This window comes from Polaribacter sp. R77954 (genome assembly GCF_044595335.1).
GTDB lineage: Bacteria > Bacteroidota > Bacteroidia > Flavobacteriales > Flavobacteriaceae > Polaribacter.
In genome coordinates this window covers 1,586,488-1,606,723 of the sequence record NZ_CP138992.1, presented here as the reverse complement: position 1 = coordinate 1,606,723, position 20,236 = coordinate 1,586,488, and the positions used below count along the sequence as shown (strand labels likewise).

The following is a 20,236-nucleotide window of genomic DNA, read 5'->3' as shown; positions in this document are numbered from 1 at the left end:
CACATTAAAAATACAAACAAATGAATCACTCAGAAAACACATCAAACAATGTACCTAAGGTTGTTAAACGTAAATCACATCCATTTTGGCAATTTTTTTGGCTCACTTTTCTTGTAGTTTCTCTAGGGTATGCTTGGTACTCATTTTATACACCTTCAAATGATATTAGTTGGATAGATAACATTGAATCCGCTCAAAAGCTCGCTGTCAAATCAGACAAAAACACTATGATATTCTTTACAGGAACATGGTGCTCTCCTTGTAAAATAATGAAACGTGAAGTTTTTGCAGATAATGAAGTCAAGAAAGCTATAGATACAAATGTTATATCAGTAGAAATTAATATTGATGATCCAAAATCTGAAAAACTAGTAAAGCAATGCAATATTAGTGCTACACCAACAACAATTTTTATGAACCCTCAAGGAAAAGTAATGGATTATGCTGTTGGAAAAGTGGGTAAATCAAAATTACTTGAAATGCTTGAAAAGCAAAAATAATTTAGGTAAATATTTAATATTTAAATGTTTAGGATACTAACCATTCTTTGTTTATTGCAGTTGTAATTATGATCTAAAAGATTCAGCAGCATTATTATATTTCTAATATCAAAATAATTGAATGTGGATTTGTATTTTAGGTGAACTAATTTGCTACAAGAATAAAGTCCCTAAAACCAGATTCTTCTTCTTTTTAAACTAATTTATTTTTAGTTCGCTTTTAGTTAAATAATTATTTATATACCTCCTGTTTTATCGTTTTCGTTTTTTTGTATTTTAAGTATAAGAATCATCAACAGTATGAATTAGTATGGTGTATTTTTTTGTAAAAATCAGTAATACCAAATGTCATATAGTTGTTCTATGATAATAATTTCATTTTTTTGCTAATAAATTATTTATATTAGCCTAATGCTTTCTAAAAAAACAAAATACGGAATTAAGGCACTTACTTATTTAGCAAAACAGGAATGTAAAATGCCTGTTGCTATTGCTACGATTTCTAAAAACGAAAATATTTCCTTAAAGTTTTTAGAAAGTATTTTGTTAACGCTTCGAAAAAACGGATTATTAGGTTCTAAAAAAGGCAAAGGTGGGGGATATTATCTTCTCAAAGAACCCAACGAAATTTTAATGACCACAATTTACCGAATTCTAGAAGGTCCAATTTCTATGGTGCCTTGTGTAAGTTTAAATTTTTACGAAAAGTGTGAAGATTGCCCAGATGAAAATGCGTGTGCCGTTCATAAATTAATGATTCAAGTAAGAGACAATACTTTGCAAATATTTAGAAATACTACTTTGGCTGACTTAACCTTAACTGAAAACCAAAAAGAATAGAAAACAAATCTCATTTCGTTATGAAAAAACTATTCGTATTAATTGCAGTGCTTTTCTTTTCTTCGGATTTTTTTAGTCAAAAAAAACAGCAAAAAACCAAGTTTACCAACTTTTTAGCAAATTCTTACTATAGTCTTAATTTTGGAGGCATTTTTTATCCGTTTTCAAATGATAATTTAATTGACGGTTATCAAACAGAAACCTTTAGTAGAAATTGGTTTTCTGGTAGACTACTTTTAGGTCATAAATTAAGCGAAGATGTATCTGTACAATTTGGTACTATGAGACCCGCTTCTTGGTTTAAATATGATAATGTAAATAATATCGGTTACGAAAGAAGTGTGTGGATCAATGCTTGGTCATTATCAGTAAAAAAAGATTTCAAACTTCAAGAAAAAACATCCTTTTATGCGGAAGCTGGTATCGCAAACTTAACCAGGTTTGGTTTTTCTATCAATGATAAAGTAATTTATGATGATGCTCATTATGCAAGTTTAATTTATGGTTTTGGTGTACAATATCGATTGTCAGACAAGTGGAGATTGTCTGCAAACGGAACATTTTTACCCAAATCAACAAAACACAATCAGCCATCTATTTCTCAAGCTTCATTAGGTTTCGAATATCATTTGCAACAAGTTGATGATAAAACTGCAACTGAATATGCAACAAACGATTACTTTTTTCCAAAGAATATCTTTCAAGTCAGTTATGGAACAGGAGAAATTGGTTTTGGATTCAATCAGTTTTTTGGAATGAGTTTGCCAGTTGGTAATTTTGATAGTTTCGGAATTCCGATTTTTTGGGTTGGCGAGGTAAAAGCACAACACGCACTATCTTTAACGTATCAAAGGCTAATTTATAGGTCAGAAAAGATTTTTTCTTTAGATTGGGGCGTAAGCGCTACCTATTTTCAATCTAGAAAAGGCAAAACAGATGTGTTTGCATTTTCTATTTTCCCTACATTACGTTTTTATTTGATGAGAAAAAAAGAGTTCGATTTTTATGCAAATTACTCTATAATTGGCCCTGCATACATTTCTAAGGCAGATATTGATGGTTTTGAATCTGGTCCTAAAATCACCTATCAAGATACAATGGGTTTTGGAATTTTCTTTGGCGATAAACGAAAATACAATATAGAATTACGCATAATGCACTATTCTAATGGTAATATTTTTACTAGAAATGATGGTGTTGCCATTCCTTTACAACTTACTTTAGGGAAAACCTTTTAATTTTCGCGAACAATTGCTCGATTATTTAAGATTGAATTTTTCAACGAAAAGCTTTTAGTAATTTCAAATTCTCAAAATTAGCTCTATTTTGTTATTAATCTACTAAATCTATAGGGTTTTGGTAATTTTATCAAACTTTTACGACTTCAATACAGAAATATGATGTAAGTTTGCTTACTCTACTAGTTAAGTAGGATAATAAAAGTGCATAATTTGTATGATTGCAGATCAAATGATTTTTAGTAAAAAAATAACAAAACAAAGTTTTGAAGAAGATTTAGTTTCTGAAAAACCGGTAAGAAGTATTGTAAAGGCATTAAGTTGGCGAGTTGTTGGCACTTTAGATACTTTAATTGTCTCTTATATACTTACTGGTAAAATTACCTTGGCAGCGTCAATAGCGTCAGTAGATTTTTTAACAAAGTTGATTTTGTATTTCTTTCACGAAAGAATTTGGAATAAAATAAAATGGGGAAAATAATGAGTTTGAATTTAGAACAAATCAATAAAGAATTAAAAGATAAAAGTCCAGCAGAAATTATTGCTTGGGCAATTGTTTATGCAAAAAATGCAGTAATTACAACCAATTTCAGGCCTTATGAAGTCGCTATTTTAAATGCGGTTACTGAGGTAAAAAAAGATATTAAAGTAATTTGGTGCGATACTGGTTATAATACAGTGCAAACCTACAAACACGCTGAAGAAATCATTCAAAAGTTAGATTTAAACATTCATTTATATACTCCAAAACAAACAGTTGCACACCGAAATGTGGTTTTAGGAGTGCCATCTATAGAAGATTCAAAGCACGCAATTTTTACTGAACAAGTAAAGTTAGAACCGTTTTCTAGGGCGATGCAAGAACATCAACCAGATGTTTGGTTTACCAACTTAAGAAAAGGGCAAACTGCTTTTAGAAATAGTATTGATGTAGTTTCTCAAAGTAAAGATGGTATCATAAAAGTAAGTCCGTTTTACAATTGGTCAGATGAGCAATTAGATGCTTATTTAGAAGAAAAAGGATTACCAAACGAGTTCACCTATTTCGATCCCACAAAAGTAGAAAGTAACCGCGAATGTGGTTTGCATATTTAAGAAAAACAGTTTGAAGCTAAAAATATAAAAACACTTACAAACCCGAGTAAGAGTTCCTTCCCTTTGGGAAGGCTAGGATGGGCCTTTTTTATGAGTCAAAATACAATACAAGTAGATGCTTTAGAAAGTGAAGCAATTTTTATTTTCAGAGAAGTAGTAGCGCAGTTCGAAAAACCGGTACTATTATTTTCTGGCGGGAAAGACAGTATTACTTTAGTGCGATTGGCACAAAAGGCATTTTTTCCAGCAAAAATTCCTTTTCCTTTAATGCATATTGATACTGGCCACAATTTTCCAGAAACTATCGAATTTAGAGATCGATTAGTAAAGGAATTAGGTGTTGAATTGATTGTAAGAAATGTACAAGACAATATCGATTCTGGTAGAGTTAAAGAAGAAACAGGAAGGTATGCAAGTAGAAATATGTTGCAAACAGAAACTTTATTAGATGCTATAGAAGAATTTGGTTTTGATGCTTGTATAGGAGGTGCAAGAAGAGATGAAGAAAAAGCAAGAGCAAAAGAGAGAATCTTTTCTGTAAGAGACGATTTTGGACAATGGGATGAAAAAAACCAACGTCCAGAAGTATTTGATATGTTAAATGGACGCATTGATTTAGGTCAAAATGTACGTGTATTTCCAATTTCTAACTGGACAGAATTAGACGTTTGGTCTTATATTGAACAAGAAGATATTGAAATCCCATCTATTTATTTTGCGCATAAAAGAAAAACATTTGTTCGTGATGGAATGATTTGGTCTGCAGATGATGAGGTGGTGTATAGAGATGAAGAAGAAGAAGTTATAGAAAGAATGGTGCGTTTTAGAACTGTTGGCGATATGAGCTGTACTGCAGCAGTATTATCAGACGCAGTAGATATTGTAAAAGTTGTAGAAGAAATTAGAGATTCTTCCATTTCAGAAAGAGGCGCAAGAATTGATGATAAGCGTTCTGAAGCAGCAATGGAAAAAAGAAAACAACAGGGGTATTTTTAGCCCCCTTTCCCTCAAAGGGGGTAAAATCGGAAGCAACATCCTGCAAGGTTTCAAAAACCTTGTAGGTATAATAAAAATATTGGTAAAAATTAGTAGAAACAACACTTTCCACAAGAGTGTTCCTTCCTAAAGTCTGCATTGAGCGCAGTCGAAATGGGAAGGTTAGGATGGACTTGAATTATGAATAGCAATAAAACACAAACAAACTCAACTCTTTCCCCTTTGGGGAAGGCTGGGTTGGGGCACTTAAAAATAGCAACAGCAGGCAGTGTAGATGATGGTAAAAGTACCTTAATTGGTCGTATTTTATACGATACAAAATCACTAACTGATGATAAATTAGAAGCTATTGAAGAAAAAAGTCGTCAAAGAGGATTTGATTATCTAGATTTTTCTTTAGCAACAGATGGTTTAGTTGCAGAACGTGAACAAGGAATCACGATTGATGTAGCGCATATTTATTTTTCAACCAGAAAAAAGAGCTTCATCATTGCAGATACACCTGGCCATATAGAATATACCAGAAACATGGTTACTGGTGCTTCTACTGCACAAGCTTCTATTGTTTTAATTGATGCTAGAAATGGTGTCGTAGAGCAAACGTATAGGCACTTCTTTATCAATAATTTATTGAGAATTAAAGATGTTGTAATTGCAATTAATAAAATGGATTTGGTTGATTTTTCAGAGGAAAAATTCAATGTAATCAAAGGAGAAATCGAATATTTAGCAAGTAAAAGTGAGTATAAAAATCAGAATTTAACATTCATTCCTTTATCGGCTTTAAAAGGTGATAATGTGGTAGATAAGTCTGATAATATGCCTTGGTATCAAGGAGAAACATTAATGCATCATTTAGAAAGATTAGATGCAGATGATATCAATGATGTTTCTCAAACACGTTTTCCAGTACAAACGGTGATCAGACCAAAAACTGATGAATATCACGATTACAGAGGGTATGCAGGAAAGATTTATGGAGGTGATTTTGAGGTAGGTGATGCAATTGCAGTATTGCCATCGTTAACTAAATCAAAAATAAAGAGCATTAATTTCTTTGATAAAGAATTTCAAAAAGCAAAAAGAGGAAGTTCTGTAACCATCACTTTAGAAGATAATGTAAATGTAAGTAGAGGAGATATGTTGGTAAAAGTAGATGAGCAACCAACTATTGCAAAACAATTAGATGCTACCATTTGTTGGATGGATAAGGAGCCTTTGCAAGCATCACAAAAATATTACATCAAACACGGTGTAAATGATGCACAAGCAAAAATAATGCAGTTGTCAAGTATTATCAAAACTGATTTTTCTGGTGTAGAAGAAAATCCATCGGAACTAGCATTAAATCAAATTGGTGACATCCAATTGAAATTAAGTAAGCCATTATCTTTTGATGCTTACAAGGATAATAAATCTAATGGGTCGTTTATTTTAATCAATCCAAAAACCAATAATACGGTTGGTGTAGGTTTTATCAAGTAACAGAATATTAAAATTGAAATTGTCTTGGAGATAGTTAGTGATTAGTATAAATATCTACTATTCCTATAGGGGAAAAAGAATTAATAACAATATTCTTACAGCCAAGTAAGAATTCCTTCTAAAAAAGAAGGTTAGTTTAGGCTTTAGTATGCAGAGTTTTAGAACAGAAATAGAAAATCCGGTAGTAGAAAAGGATATTATTGAATTGGCAGAAAAAATTGCAGCATTCAATAACCTACAAATAGACGAAGAAAAATTTAGAAGTTTACGTTTAGCAAGAGGTGTCTATGGGCAACGTCAAGAAGGCGTTCAAATGATTCGTATTAAAGTACCTTATGGTAAACTAAAAAGTAATCAACTACGTAGAATTTCTGAGGTTTCTGATGAGTATTCAAGAGGTAGATTACATATCACAACACGTCAAGATATTCAAATTCACTATGTAGACTTAAACAGAACTCCAGAGTTGTGGGCAGAATTAGAAAGAGATGATGTAACCTTAAGAGAAGCTTGTGGTAATGTAGTTAGAAATGTAACTGCGTCAGAAACAGCTGGGATTGATGTAAACGAGCCTTTTGATGTTTCTCCGTATGCAGATGCATTGTATAAATTCTTTTTGCGTAACCCAATTTGCCAAGAAATGGGACGTAAATTCAAAGTTTCTTTTTCTTCTACAGACGAAGATACTGGCTTGTCTTATATGCACGATTTAGGCTATATTGCTAAAATTCAATATGGTGTAAGAGGTTTTAAAATAATGGTTGGTGGAGGTTTAGGTTCTCAACCTAGACATGCAGATGTATTATATGATTTTTTACCATCAGATAAAATCATTCCAGTAATGGAAGGTGTTTTAAGAATTTTTGATAGATATGGTGAACGTAAAAGTAGAGCGAAAGCTAGAATGAAATTCTTATTAAAAGATATTGGTTTAGATGCTTTTAGAGAATTGATTGCACAAGAACAAAAAGCCATAGAATTCAAAAGTGTAGCAATTGATGCAGATAGTTATGTGCCATCAGAACCAGTTTCTATTAAAGCTCCAGAAGCTACTATTAAAGATCAAACTGCTTTTGAATTGTGGAAATCAACCAACATCATTCCGCAAAAACAAGAAGGTTATGTTGCTATCGGAATTAAAGTATTATTAGGAGATTTTTATACAGATAAAGCACGTTTATTAGCCAATTTAGTAGATGAATATGCAGCTGGAGAAGTAAGATTAACGTTACGTCAAAATATTGTAATTCCTTTTGTAAAAGAAGATTTAGTACCTTATTTCTATCAAGAATTGGAAAAATTAGGATTTGTTGAGGCAGGTTATAATAAAGCAGTAGATATTACAGCTTGTCCAGGTACAGATACGTGTAATTTAGGAATTGCAAGTAGTACTGGTATTGCAGAGGAGTTAGAAAGGGTTATTGCGGCAGAATATCCTCAGTATTTAGAAAACCAAGATTTGGTGATAAAAATTAGTGGATGTATGAATGCTTGTGGACAACACAATATGGCTAATATTGGTTTTCAAGGAATGACTGTAAGAACTAAGGATAAACTAGTTGCACCAGCATTACAGGTATTGTTAGGTGGTGGTAATTTAGGTGATGGAAATGCGGTTTTTGCAGATAAAGTTGTAAAAGTACCAAGTAGAAGAGGACCAGAAGCATTACGTAGAATTTTTGATGATTATGAAGCTAATGCTAACGGAAAACAGTTTGTTGAATACTATAAAGAAAAAGGAGAAAAATATTTTTATAATTTCTTACAAGATTTACAAGATGTAACCAACTTAACTCAAGAAGATTTTATTGATTGGGGTGAAGAAGAAAAGTATGTAAAAGCAATTGGAGTTGGTGAATGTGCAGGTGTAGTTATCGATTTAATTGCAACTTTATTTTTAGAAAGTGAAGAAAAGATTGAGAACGCAAAAGAATCTTACGAAAATCAAGTGTATTCTGGGGCTATTTATTATGCATATCAATCTTTAGTAAATACTGCCAAAGCAATGTTGCTGGCAGAAAGTAAAAAAACCAACACACACGCAGGTATCATAAAACAATTTGATGAGTTATTTGTAGCTTCAGGAAAAATTAAGTTAAATTCAACTTTCAGTGAGCTAATTTATCAGATTAATAAAAATGCACCTACTAAAGAATTTTGTTTAAAATATATTAAAGATTCAGAAGATTTTCTGCATAAAGTGAAAAAATTTAGAGAATTATCTAATACTTTAGCTGAAACTGTAATCTAAAAAAATGAATTTCAAAATCCCAAAATTAACCGTTGTTGGTGCTGGTCCTGGAGATGTAGATTTAATCACAGTAAAAGCAATTAAAGTATTAAAATCTGCTGATGTAGTGTTGTATGATGCGTTGGTAAACGAAGAATTGTTAGATTATATTAACCCAGAAGCAGAACAAATTTTTGTTGGAAAGCGAAGAGGTTGTTATAAATATCAACAAGAACAAATTAACGAATTGATTGTTGCTCGAGCAAAATCAAATGGACATGTTGTTCGTTTAAAAGGTGGTGATCCATTTATTTTTGGTAGAGGTGCAGAAGAAATGGAATACGCTGCAAATTTTGGAGTAGAAGTTGCTATGGTTCCTGGTATTTCATCATCAATGGCAGTGGCTGCTAATCAAAATATACCAGTTACCAAAAGAGGAAGTTCAGAAAGTTTTTGGGTAATTACAGGCACAACCAAAGAACATAAAATATCAGAAGATATCAAGCTAGCAGCAAAATCCAATGCAACTGTAGTTGTGTTGATGGGAATGAGCAAATTGCCACAAATTGTAGAGTTGTTTCAAGCGGAAGGTAAAAATGATTTGCCTGTTGCTATTATTCAAAACGGAACAAGACCAGATGAAAAAATCGGAATTGGAACTGTTGATACTATAGAACATATTGTTGCAGAAAAAGGATTGAGAAATCCAGCTATTATTTTGTTAGGTGAAGTTGTAAATCATCGTCAAAGTATTTTAGAATTACACGAGTTTTATGCGAATGATTTAAGAGGTTTGGTATAATGGAAAGAAATAATTTATATCCAATTTTCTTAAAAGCAAAAAACTTAAACTTTCTAATTATAGGTGGAGGATTTGTTGCAGAAGAAAAACTAACGTTCTTATTAAAATCGAGTCCAGATGCAAAAGTAACCATGGTTTCACCAATGTTTAGAGAAGGAACAATTGCTTTAGCAAAAAAAGGCTGTGTTACATTGATTAAAGATGTATATCATAAAAAATACTTAGACGGACGACACATTGTAGTGGCAACTACAGATATCCCTGAAGTAAATGTACAAGTTTGGAAAGATTGTAGAGCAGAAGCTAAATTGGTAAATGTTGCTGATAACCCTCCATATTGTGATTTTTATATGGGCGGAATTGTAACCAAAGGAAATGTAAAAGTGGCAATTTCTACCAACGGAAAATCGCCAACAACAGCCAAAAGATTACGTCAATTTTTCGAGGAAGTAATTCCAGAAAATATCGACGATTTAGTACAGAATTTAAACGAATATAGAAAAACCATCAAAGGAAACTTTGAGGAAAAAGTGGAAAAACTAAACGAGTTTACCAAAAGTTTAGTAGAAAAAAAGTAGAAAGATTGAGACCTTTCAGGTTTTAAAAACCGGAAAGGTCTACAAAAAGTAGATTATGATACAAACAGACATTCTAATTATCGGAGCAGGACCAACAGGATTATTTACAGTTTTTGAAGCAGGTTTATTAAAATTAAAGTGTCATTTAATAGATGCTTTACCACAACCAGGTGGTCAGTGTTCAGAAATTTATCCCAAAAAACCAATTTATGATATTCCTGCTTACCCAGAGATTTTAGCAGGAGATTTAACGCATAAATTAATGGAGCAAATCAAACAATTTGAACCTGGCTTTACCTTAGGAGAAAGAGCGGATACTATTGATAAACAAGAAGATGGAACTTTTATTGTAACCACAAATAAAGGCACAAAACACCACGCAAAAGTAGTTGCAATTGCTGGTGGTTTAGGTTCGTTTGAACCAAGAAAACCATTGATTGCTAATATTGCAGATTTTGAAGATAAAGGGGTTGAGTATATCATCAAAGAACCAGAGTTGTATAGAGATAAGAGAGTTGTAATTTCTGGAGGTGGAGATTCTGCTTTAGACTGGGCAATTTTCTTGTCAGATGTGGCATCAGAAGTAACTTTAATTCACAGAAGAAATGAGTTCAGAGGTGCCTTAGATTCCGTAGAAAAAGCCCAAGAATTAAAGAACCTAGGAAAGATTAATATCATTACACCTGCAGAAGTAAAAGGAATTATTGGTACAGATAAAGTTACTGGTGTTGCAGTGGAGAAAAAAGGTGAAGATGCTTTTATTATTGATACAGATCACTTTATTCCTTTATTCGGTTTATCACCAAAATTGGGGCCAATTGGTAACTGGGGCTTAGAAATCGAGAAAAATGCCATTAAAGTAAACAACGCTCTAGATTATCAAACCAATATTCCTGGAATTTACGCAATTGGTGACGTAAATACATATCCAGGAAAATTAAAATTGATTTTATGTGGTTTCCACGAAGCAACTTTAATGTGTCAAAGTGCGTATAAGAGAATTTTTCCAGATAAAAAGTATGTAATGAAATATACCACAGTTGGTGGCGTTCAAGGTTTTGACGGAACTAAAAAAGAGGCGCCAAAAGCAGTCGTTAAAGCAATAAATTAATTTTTCCTTCAAGGTTTCTAAAACCTTGTAGGTTTGACTAAAAAAATAAGATTTTTAAGAAGCTATTTCCAGCTTTCAGCACTCGCTTTTTTGCCAAAAAAGGCAAAAAGAGCTCAAACAAATGCTTCAATCTGGGCTCATATCTTTGTTATATTCAAAGATATCTAAATTTTCTATCTTTAGAATTAGAAATTGATAAACAAGACCAAGTAGCAAAATTGTATCTGGGCGAAATACATCTGTTGATGATATTGTGGACTTTAGGCTAATCTACTTGGTTTTAATTACATTTAAGTTTCAATAGTACTTAAGCACTAGTTTTACAAATTAGATGCTGCATAAAAAATGAGCGAAGACCCTTGTAATTTTTTTGTTTATCCTAAAATATTAAAAGATGAATTTAAAGTATTCAGTAGGTTTAGATGTTTCGAGTAAAAAGATTGATGCTTGCATAAGCGTTATCGATCAAAGACAAAGAGTAATTGTAAAATCTAGCAAAAAGATTTTAAACACAAAAAAGGGATTTGAGGATTTAATAGTTTGGATTTTAAAACATCAAAAAGATTCAATTCCAGTAGTAATATGTATGGAAGCTACAGGTATTTATCACGAAAACTGTGCTTATTTTTTGCACGAAAAAGGATTTACAGTTTCTATTATTTTGCCAAATAAGGCAAAAAAATATTTAGACTGTTTGGGTTTAAAATCTAAAAACGATTCTATTGATGCCAAAGGATTATCACAAATGGGGGCTGAACAATGTTTACAAGCTTGGGAACCTATGGGTGTTTTTTTCTATGAATTGCGTTTGTTAACAAGACAGCGTCAAAATCTCACGGAATTAAAAACAATTATTAAAAATCAATTAGATGCTTTAAGTCACGCAATGCATCAGCTAGCTTCTGTCACAGCACAATTAAAAGAAAATATTAGTTTGTTTGAATCACAAATTAAAGAATTAGATAAAGCGATTTTAGGACATATAGCGTCTAATAAAGAAGTTTTAGAAAAAGTTGAAAATATTTGCACTATCAAAGGTTTAGGTATTTTAACAACTTCGGTAATTCTTGCAGAAACGAATGGATTTACACTCTTCAATAATTACAAACAAGTAGTCTCTTATGCAGGTTTTGATGTGGTTGAAGCACAATCTGGAACTAGAGTTGGAAAGACAAAAATATCGAAAAGAGGAAATTCCAGAATCCGACGAGCCTTGTATATGCCTTCTTTAGTTGTTATTCAATGTGAAGTACAACAATTTAAAGATTTATATGATAGAACTTATAAAAAGCACGGAATTAAGATGAAAAGCTATGTTGCTGTTCAGAAAAAGCTATTAACAATGATTTATTATTTATGGAACAAAAACGAAGCTTATGATCCAAACTATAAGGTGAAATTCCAAGAAGAGGAGCAGGAGCTTTACTCTCTGTTTGCCTTTGAAAAAGGCATAAAAAGTAGCCCCAATAAAATTGAGGCTACACAAGGTAAACTTCCAGTGAATGATCACAGTGTGTTTCCTCTCTGTTAAAACAAAAATAATGAAAAATTAATAGAATAAAATTAGGAATTAAAGATAGTACCTAAACTTGTTTGAGATGAATTGTTTTATCAGAGAAAAACGCAAATTTAAAAGTGTAAAAATTGTGCGGGTTTTTAAAAACTTGACGGTTTCAAACTTAAAATTGTCAGGATTACTTAACTTTGCAGACTTATTATAAAAAGCAAGTAGTTGCGAATAGCAAACGACTAAAATCTAATGACTCAAAAAGATGCAAGACATCAATATTAAAATAACAGACAGAAATGGTGTAACTCATGAGGTAGTAGCGCCAACAGATATGGCAATGAACCTAATGGAAATTGTACGTTCGTATGAATTAGCAGAAGAGGGCACCATTGGTATTTGTGGTGGTATGGCCATGTGTGCTTCATGTCAGTGTTATGTTACATCAGATCACGAATTACCTGAAATGTCAGATGATGAAGATGCAATGTTAGCAGAAGCATTTAATGTAGAAGATAATAGCAGGCTAGGCTGTCAAATACAAATGACTCCAGAAATTGACGGGTTAGAAGTAGAATTAGCTCCAGAAGCATAATTATTATTATTAATGAAACAAGTAGCGCCTATAGTTGCATTTAAAAATTACAGCATGTGTTTGCGAGATGCTGTAGCAACTTTTACGAAGCAATTAATTAATAATTTGTTCGATGTAAATCATTTGTCTGAAAGTGGAAATAAAACAAAAACACAGTTTTTAAAAATTTTAGAAAGATTAGCAATTCAAAATGCCGAAGAAATTTGGTCAGCTTATGAAAATCATTTTACAGATATCAGAGAAAAATTAGATTTAGACGCTTTGGCTGCTCATAAAAATGATCCTGCTTCTAAAAGTTTAGAAGAAGTGTATTTAGCGTATCCTGGTTTTTACGCTATTGCTGTACATCGTTTAAGTCATCAATTACTACAATTGAATGTGCCTATTTTACCTAGAATGATGAGCGAATTTGCACACAGTACCACAGGTACAGATATTCATCCAGGAGCAGAAATAGGGGATTCTTTTTTTATAGATCACGCAACAGGCATTGTCATCGGAGAAACTACCATCATAAAGAATGATGTACAAATTTTTCAGGGTGTTACATTAGGTGGAATTCAAGTAAAGAAAAGTTTAGCATCAACCAAAAGACATCCAACCATAGAAAATGGAGTGGTTATTTATGCAAATGCCACTATTTTAGGAGGTGATGTTGTTATAGGTGCAAATTCTGTAATCGGTGCAAATGTATGCATTACAGAATCAGTATCAGAAAATTCTGTGGTTACAGTACAATCAGAAAATAAAATATTTCAAAAGAGAAAATAGAAAGATGAAAACTAAAAGTATTATAGATTTTGTTGGAAATACCCCTTTAGTGGAAGCTCAAAATATATTTCAAAAAGACGGAGTAACATTATTGTTAAAGTTAGAAGGAAATAATCCTGGAGGAAGTGTTAAAGATAGAGCTGCTTATTATATGATTTCTGAAGCCATCAAAAGAAAAAATATAAAAAAAGGTGATACTTTAGTTGAGGCAACTAGTGGTAATACAGGAATTGCTTTAGCGTTAATGGCTAAAGTATTAGGAGTAAATATGGTGATTACAATGCCAGAAAATTCAACCATTGAACGTGTAAAAACAATGCGTGCTTATGGTGCAAAAGTAATTTTAACACCTGCTGATAAAGGAATGGAAGGTGCAATTGATCACGCTTTAAAGTTAAAATATAAAAAAGGATATTTTAGATTAAATCAGTTTGATAATTTCGATAATCCGAAAGCACATTACAACACTACAGGTCCAGAAATTTGGAGAGATACAGAAGGCCAAGTAACCCATTTTGTCTCAGCAATGGGTACTACAGGAACCATTACAGGTGTTTCAGACTTTTTAAAAGGAAAGAATGAAAATATTCAAATTATTGGAGCACAACCAAAAGATGGTGCTAAAATCCCAGGAATCAGAAAATGGCCAGAAGAATATTTACCTGCAATTTTTAAGGCAAACAAAATAGATCAAGTTATAGAAGTTAGTGAAGAAGAAGCTAAAGCAATGACCATTCGTTTGGCACAAGAAGAAGGTATTTTTTCAGGAATGAGTAGTGGAGGTTCAGTAGCTACAGCTATAAAAATTGCCAATTCAATAGATAAAGGAGTTGTTGTGGCTATAATATGTGATAGAGGAGACAGATACTTATCATCAGATATCTTTGAATAAATTATAAAATAAAAAAAAAAGTTCGTTACTTTGTTTCAAATTTGGTTCATAAACTTATTAATATGTTATCACGAAAGGTTGAGGGAATAGACCCTGTGAAACCTTGGCAACCTCTCGTTTTTGAGAAAGGTGCTACTTTCTACAAGATTTACTTGAAAGATAACAGCGAAAAATTTCACTTTTCCTGATGACATATTAAAGAAAAATAAAATATGTCAAACATACATAAAGCTTTACAAGAAAGAATTTTAGTCTTAGACGGTGCAATGGGTACCATGCTTCAAGCTTATAAATTTACAGAAGAAGATTTTAGAGGAGAACGCTTTAAAGACTACCCAACACCTTTACAAGGTAATAATGATTTGTTGTCAATAACACAACCAGAAGCTATAAAAACCATTCACGGAAAATATTTTGAAGCAGGTGCAGATATTGTAGAAACCAATACCTTTTCTGGAACTACAATTGCAATGGCAGATTATCAGATGGAAGATTTGGTCTATGAACTAAACTATCAATCTGCAAAAATTGCCAAAGAAGTTGCTGATGAGTTTACAGAGAAAGAACCACACAAACCACGTTTTGTAGCAGGCTCTATGGGACCAACAAACAGAACTGCAAGTATGTCTCCAGATGTAAATGATCCTGGATATAGAGCTGTAACTTTTGATGAATTAAGAATTGCTTATAAACAACAAGCTGAAGCTTTATTAGATGGTGGTGCAGATTTATTGTTGGTAGAAACTGTGTTTGATACCTTAAACGCAAAAGCAGCGTTATTTGCTATAGAAGAGGTAAAAGAAGAACGTAACATCCAAGTTCCAGTAATGTTAAGTGGAACAATTACAGATGCCTCAGGAAGAACTTTATCAGGACAAACAGCAGAAGCTTTTTTAATTTCTGTTTCTCACATTCCATTATTATCTGTAGGATTTAATTGTGCTTTAGGAGCCAATTTATTACAACCACACTTAGAGGCTATTGCTAATAAAACAGAGTTTGCAGTTTCTGCACATCCAAATGCAGGATTACCCAATGCATTTGGAGAATATGATGAATCTCCTGAAGAAATGGGAGAGCAAATTGAAGAATATCTAAAAAAGAATTTGATAAATATTATTGGTGGATGTTGTGGAACAAGCCCAGAACACATTAGCGTTATCGCAAATATTGCAGCAAAATATAAACCTAGAAAATTTTCTGAACTTGTTTCAGAATCACATTAGAAGGAAAAAAGAAGATGAAAGTGAAACAAACAAAATTCATGAAATTATCTGGTTTAGAGCCTTTGGTTTTAAATGAGAATAGTAATTTTATCAATGTTGGTGAGCGTACAAATGTGGCAGGTTCTCGTAAGTTTTTGCGTTTAATTAAAGAAGAAAAATTTGACGAAGCATTAGATATTGCAAGACATCAAGTAGATGGTGGTGCACAAATCATCGATATTAATATGGATGATGGCTTAATTGATGGAAAAGAAGCCATGGTTCGTTTTTTAAATTTAATTGCTGCAGAACCAGATATTTGTAGAGTTCCAATTATGATTGACAGTTCTAAGTGGGAAATCATAGAAGCTGGACTGCAAGTGGTACAAGGAAAATGTGTAGTGAATTCCATTTCATTAAAAGAAGGAGAAGAAAAATTTATATGGGAAGCCAAACAAATAAAACGTTATGGTGCAGCAGTAATTGTAATGGCTTTTGATGAAGTTGGGCAAGCAGATAATTACGAAAGACGTATAGAAATTGCAAAACGTTCTTATGATGTTTTAGTGAACAAAGTCGGCTTTCCTAGTGAGGATATCATTTTCGATTTAAACATTTTTCCTGTAGCAACAGGAATGGATGAACACAAAAGAAATGCCATCGATTTTATTGAAGCTACAAAATGGGTAAGAGAAAATTTACCCAATGTTTCTGTAAGTGGTGGTGTCAGTAACGTGTCATTTTCGTTTAGAGGAAACAATGGTGTTCGAGAAGCAATGCACTCTGTGTTTTTATATCATGCCATAAAAAACGGAATGAATATGGGAATTGTAAATCCTGCTTTGTTAGAGGTTTATGATGATATTCCAAAAGATTTATTAGAGCACGTAGAAGACGTAATTTTAAATAGAAGAGAGGATGCTACAGAACGATTACTAGATTTTGCTGAAACAGTTAAAGGTTCTAAAAAAGAAGCTGGAGCAGATTTATCTTGGAGAGAAAATCCATTGCAAGAAAAAATTACACATGCCTTAGTAAAAGGTATTGATGCTTTTATTATAGAAGATGTTGAGCAAGCAAGACAAGAAGCTGATGCACCTATAGAAGTCATAGAAGGTCATTTAATGATTGGTATGAATGTAGTAGGCGATTTATTTGGAGCCGGAAAAATGTTTTTGCCTCAAGTAGTAAAATCTGCAAGAGTAATGAAAAAAGCTGTTGCATATCTAAATCCATTTATTGAGGCTGAAAAATCTGACAAATCAGAACCCGTTGGTAAAATTTTAATGGCAACTGTTAAAGGGGATGTACATGATATTGGTAAAAATATTGTGAGTGTTGTTTTAGCCTGTAATAACTACGAAATTGTAGATTTAGGTGTGATGGTTCCACCAGAAAAAATCATTCAAACTGCTATAGATGAAAGAGTAGATGCTATTGGTTTAAGTGGATTAATAACACCATCTTTAGATGAAATGGTGTATTTAGCCAAAGAAATGCAGCGTCAAAATTTTGAAGTTCCATTGTTAATTGGTGGTGCTACAACCTCTAAAGCTCACACAGCTGTTAAAATAGATACACAATATAAAAACGCGGTGGTTCACGTAAATGATGCATCTAGAGCAGTAACTGTTGTAGGCGATTTATTAAACAAGAAAACGTCTAATGAATATGTAGCAAAACTGAAAAAAGAGTATGACGAATTTAGAATCAAGTTTTTAAAACGAGGTAAAGAAAAGTCATATATTTCTATTGATGAAGCTCGCAAGCGTAAATATAAAATCGATTGGAATACTTCAGAAATTATAAAACCAAACCAATTAGGAATTCAGACTTTAGAACAATTAAGTTTAAAAGAATTAGTGCCTTTTATAGATTGGAGTCCATTTTTTAGAAGTTGGGATTTACACGGGAAATACCCAGCAATTTTAACAGACAAAGTGGTTGGAGAACAAGCAACAGAGTTGTTTAACGATGCTCAAAAAATGTTGCAAGAAATTATTGCAAAACAACTCTTAAAACCTAAAGCTATTTTTGGTTTGTTTGAAGCAAATGCTGTAAATAATGATGATATTTCTGTTCAGAAAAAAGGAAAAGAAGTAGCCGTTTTTAGAACTTTACGTCAGCAATTAAAAAAGCGAGAAGGTATCCCTAATTTAGCATTAGCAGATTTTATTGCTCCCAAAGAAACTGGTAAAACAGATTATATTGGTGCATTTTGTGTGGCTATTTTTGGCGCTCAAGAATTGGCAGATAGTTACAAAGCAAAAGAAGACGATTACAATGCAATTATGGCACAAGCAATTGCAGATCGTTTTGCAGAAGCTTTTGCTGAATATTTACATAAAGAAATAAGAACAAAACACTGGGGTTATGATGCTGATGAAGCTTTAACAAACGATGATTTAATTAAGGAAAGCTATAAAGGCATTCGTCCTGCACCAGGTTATCCTGCGTGTCCAGATCATTTAGAAAAAGAAACGATTTGGGATTTATTAAAAGTAAAAGAAAATATAGGAGTAACCTTAACCGAAAGTTTAGCAATGTGGCCAGCAGCAGCTGTTTCTGGATATTATTTTGCCAATAAAGAAGCAAAGTATTTTGGTTTGGGCAAAATTACAGATGACCAAGTAACTGATTATTCAACAAGAAAAGGAATAACAAAAGAAAAGGCTAAAAAGTGGTTGCACCCAATTCTTGCATAAAAGCCCATCCTAACCTTCCCAAAGGGAAGGAACAATTGCGTAAAAGATTATAATTAAAGAGAAAATAAAACTAATTAGAAATAAAACCCACAACAGTTTCCCTCCTTTGGAGGGATATAGGGAGGCTTATACTGAAACAAGTTCAGCACTTATGAAAATTACAGATCACATTAAAGAAGCAAACGGAAAAACATTGTTTTCGTTTGAAATTATTCCGCCAAAAAAAGGGAATAGCATTCAACAATTGTATGATAATATCGATCCATTAATGGAATTTAAACCTCCATTTATAGACGTTACTACCTCTAGAGAAGAGTACGTGTATATAGAAAAAGAGGGTTTATTAGATAGAAAAATAACCAGAATGCGTCCAGGAACTGTGGGTATTTGTGCAGCAATTAAGCATAAATACGATGTAGATACTGTGCCTCATGTTTTGTGTGGAGGTTTCACAAAAGAGGAAACTGAATACGTTTTAGTAGATTGCCACTACTTAGGAATCCAAAATGTAATGGCGTTGAGAGGAGACGCAATGAGCCATCAAAAATATTTTACACCTAATAAAGATGGAAATCATTATGCTAAAGATTTAGTAAAACAGATTCATAATTTAAATGAAGGAAAGTACCTACATGATGTTGTAGAAACGAATAATTGTTCAGATTTTTGTATTGGTGTTGCAGGTTATCCAGAAAAACATTTAGAAGCGCCATCTTTACAAACCGATTTAAAACGCTTAAAAGAAAAGGTTGATGCTGGTGCCAATTATGTGGTTACGCAAATGTTTTTTGACAATCAAAAATATTTTGAGTTTGTAGAAGCTGCAAAAAAAGCAGGTATTAACGTGCCAATTATTCCAGGAATAAAACCTATTGCAGTGAAACGTCATTTGCAATTATTGCCTCAGGTGTTTCGAATTGATATTCCAGAAATTTTAATTGATGAGGTTGAAAAATGTAAAACAAACAAAGATGTGCGTCAGGTTGGTATTGAGTTTGCTATCAATCAATCTAAAGAATTATTAGCTGCAGGTGTACCTGTTTTGCATTACTATTCTATGGGTAAAAGTGATAATATTCATGCTATTGCTTCTGAGTTGTTTTAATTGAAAAATAACTTCTAAATATCGTTAAATTTAAATGATATAAGTACTGTATTTGCAGTGAAAACGAGAGCTTTGCATAAGAACAATTGATAGATAGATAGTAAAAAGCAATTTTTTAAAAATTTTAGTAGTAAATAAAAAGTGTACTTTTGACTATCAAAATTTAAAATAATATAAAAAAAGATATAAATGGCATTAGAAATTACAGACGCAACTTTTGAAGAAGTAGTGTTAAAATCAGAAAAACCAGTATTAGTTGATTTTTGGGCAGCATGGTGTGGACCATGTAGAATGGTAGGACCAATTGTAGATGAACTTCATGCTGAATATGATGGTAAAGCAGTTGTAGGGAAAGTTGATGTAGATGCTAATCAAGAATTTGCAGCAAAATATGGTGTAAGAAATATACCAACTGTATTGATTTTTAAGGGTGGTGAAGTAGTTGATAAACAAGTAGGGGTTGCACCAAAAAATGTATATTCTGGTAAAATTGATGCTGCTTTATAGTAGTTTTTTAAAATTTATAAAACAAAAAAGGTTTGGCTAACGCTAAACCTTTTTTTATTTTTAGTAATCCAAAC

At 32.4% G+C, this 20,236-nt stretch carries 19 protein-coding genes and 1 riboswitch; all 19 genes read left to right on the top strand.

Annotated elements, in window-relative coordinates; translation table 11 throughout:
- Positions 1–20 precede the first annotated feature (20 nt).
- The 19 genes from SJY27_RS06970 (at position 21) to trxA (ending at position 20,162) form a co-directional block, all read left to right on the top strand.
- A complete protein-coding gene (locus tag SJY27_RS06970) occupies positions 21–500 on the top strand; it encodes a thioredoxin family protein (protein ID WP_397447541.1) in 480 nt (159 codons plus the stop codon).
- Positions 501–911: 411 nt separating this feature from the next.
- Positions 912–1,340 carry an RrF2 family transcriptional regulator gene (locus SJY27_RS06965; RefSeq protein WP_397447540.1) on the top strand — a complete coding sequence of 143 codons (429 nt, stop codon included), beginning with the start codon at positions 912–914 and terminating at the stop codon, positions 1,338–1,340.
- A 20-nt stretch (positions 1,341–1,360) separates the two neighbouring features.
- Entirely contained in the window at positions 1,361–2,578 is a 1,218-nt protein-coding gene (locus SJY27_RS06960) for an acyloxyacyl hydrolase (RefSeq protein ID WP_397447539.1), read from the top strand.
- 217 nt (positions 2,579–2,795) lie between these two features.
- Positions 2,796–3,059, top strand: coding sequence for a DUF2061 domain-containing protein (locus SJY27_RS06955; protein WP_397447538.1), 264 nt, complete (start codon positions 2,796–2,798; stop codon positions 3,057–3,059).
- Positions 3,059–3,673, top strand: coding sequence for a phosphoadenosine phosphosulfate reductase family protein (locus SJY27_RS06950; protein ID WP_397447537.1), 615 nt, complete (start codon positions 3,059–3,061; stop codon positions 3,671–3,673). The genes SJY27_RS06955 and SJY27_RS06950 overlap by 1 nt, the downstream gene beginning before the upstream one ends.
- Positions 3,674–3,763: 90 nt before the next feature.
- Entirely contained in the window at positions 3,764–4,669 is a 906-nt protein-coding gene (gene cysD / locus SJY27_RS06945) for a sulfate adenylyltransferase subunit CysD (RefSeq protein ID WP_397447536.1), read from the top strand.
- A gap of 237 nt (positions 4,670–4,906) precedes the next feature.
- Positions 4,907–6,154: a sulfate adenylyltransferase subunit 1 gene (locus tag SJY27_RS06940; protein WP_397447905.1), complete on the top strand. Its 1,248-nt coding sequence runs from the start codon at positions 4,907–4,909 to the stop codon at positions 6,152–6,154.
- Between the two features lie 148 nt (positions 6,155–6,302).
- Entirely contained in the window at positions 6,303–8,405 is a 2,103-nt protein-coding gene (locus tag SJY27_RS06935; RefSeq protein ID WP_397447535.1) for a HEPN domain-containing protein, read from the top strand.
- Positions 8,406–8,409: 4 nt separating this feature from the next.
- Positions 8,410–9,186: a uroporphyrinogen-III C-methyltransferase gene (cobA, locus tag SJY27_RS06930; RefSeq protein WP_397447534.1), complete on the top strand. Its 777-nt coding sequence runs from the start codon at positions 8,410–8,412 to the stop codon at positions 9,184–9,186.
- Positions 9,186–9,764 carry a bifunctional precorrin-2 dehydrogenase/sirohydrochlorin ferrochelatase gene (locus SJY27_RS06925; protein ID WP_397447533.1) on the top strand — a complete coding sequence of 193 codons (579 nt, stop codon included), beginning with the start codon at positions 9,186–9,188 and terminating at the stop codon, positions 9,762–9,764. The genes cobA and SJY27_RS06925 overlap by 1 nt, the downstream gene beginning before the upstream one ends.
- Positions 9,765–9,819: 55 nt before the next feature.
- Positions 9,820–10,875, top strand: a complete 1,056-nt coding sequence (locus SJY27_RS06920; protein WP_397447532.1) for an NAD(P)/FAD-dependent oxidoreductase — start codon at positions 9,820–9,822, stop codon at positions 10,873–10,875.
- A 394-nt stretch (positions 10,876–11,269) separates the two neighbouring features.
- Positions 11,270–12,406, top strand: a complete 1,137-nt coding sequence (locus SJY27_RS06915) for an IS110 family transposase (protein ID WP_397445156.1) — start codon at positions 11,270–11,272, stop codon at positions 12,404–12,406.
- A gap of 241 nt (positions 12,407–12,647) precedes the next feature.
- Positions 12,648–12,977, top strand: coding sequence for a 2Fe-2S iron-sulfur cluster-binding protein (locus tag SJY27_RS06910; RefSeq protein WP_397447531.1), 330 nt, complete (start codon positions 12,648–12,650; stop codon positions 12,975–12,977).
- Between the two features lie 12 nt (positions 12,978–12,989).
- Positions 12,990–13,748, top strand: a complete 759-nt coding sequence (gene epsC, locus SJY27_RS06905) for a serine O-acetyltransferase EpsC (RefSeq protein WP_397447530.1) — start codon at positions 12,990–12,992, stop codon at positions 13,746–13,748.
- Between the two features lie 4 nt (positions 13,749–13,752).
- Positions 13,753–14,640: a cysteine synthase CysM gene (cysM, locus tag SJY27_RS06900; RefSeq protein WP_397447529.1), complete on the top strand. Its 888-nt coding sequence runs from the start codon at positions 13,753–13,755 to the stop codon at positions 14,638–14,640.
- A 62-nt stretch (positions 14,641–14,702) separates the two neighbouring features.
- Positions 14,703–14,806: riboswitch (SAM riboswitch) on the top strand.
- Positions 14,807–14,852: 46 nt separating this feature from the next.
- Positions 14,853–15,866, top strand: a complete 1,014-nt coding sequence (locus SJY27_RS06895; RefSeq protein WP_397447528.1) for a homocysteine S-methyltransferase family protein — start codon at positions 14,853–14,855, stop codon at positions 15,864–15,866.
- Between the two features lie 14 nt (positions 15,867–15,880).
- Positions 15,881–18,550: a methionine synthase gene (gene metH, locus SJY27_RS06890; RefSeq protein WP_397447527.1), complete on the top strand. Its 2,670-nt coding sequence runs from the start codon at positions 15,881–15,883 to the stop codon at positions 18,548–18,550.
- Between the two features lie 151 nt (positions 18,551–18,701).
- Complete coding sequence (gene metF / locus SJY27_RS06885) at positions 18,702–19,655, top strand: methylenetetrahydrofolate reductase [NAD(P)H] (RefSeq protein WP_397447526.1); 954 nt, start codon at positions 18,702–18,704, stop codon at positions 19,653–19,655.
- Between the two features lie 189 nt (positions 19,656–19,844).
- Positions 19,845–20,162 (top strand): thioredoxin, encoded by a 318-nt coding sequence (gene trxA / locus SJY27_RS06880; protein WP_397447525.1) that lies wholly within the window; start codon positions 19,845–19,847, stop codon positions 20,160–20,162.
- The last annotated feature ends 74 nt before the right edge of the window (positions 20,163–20,236 follow it).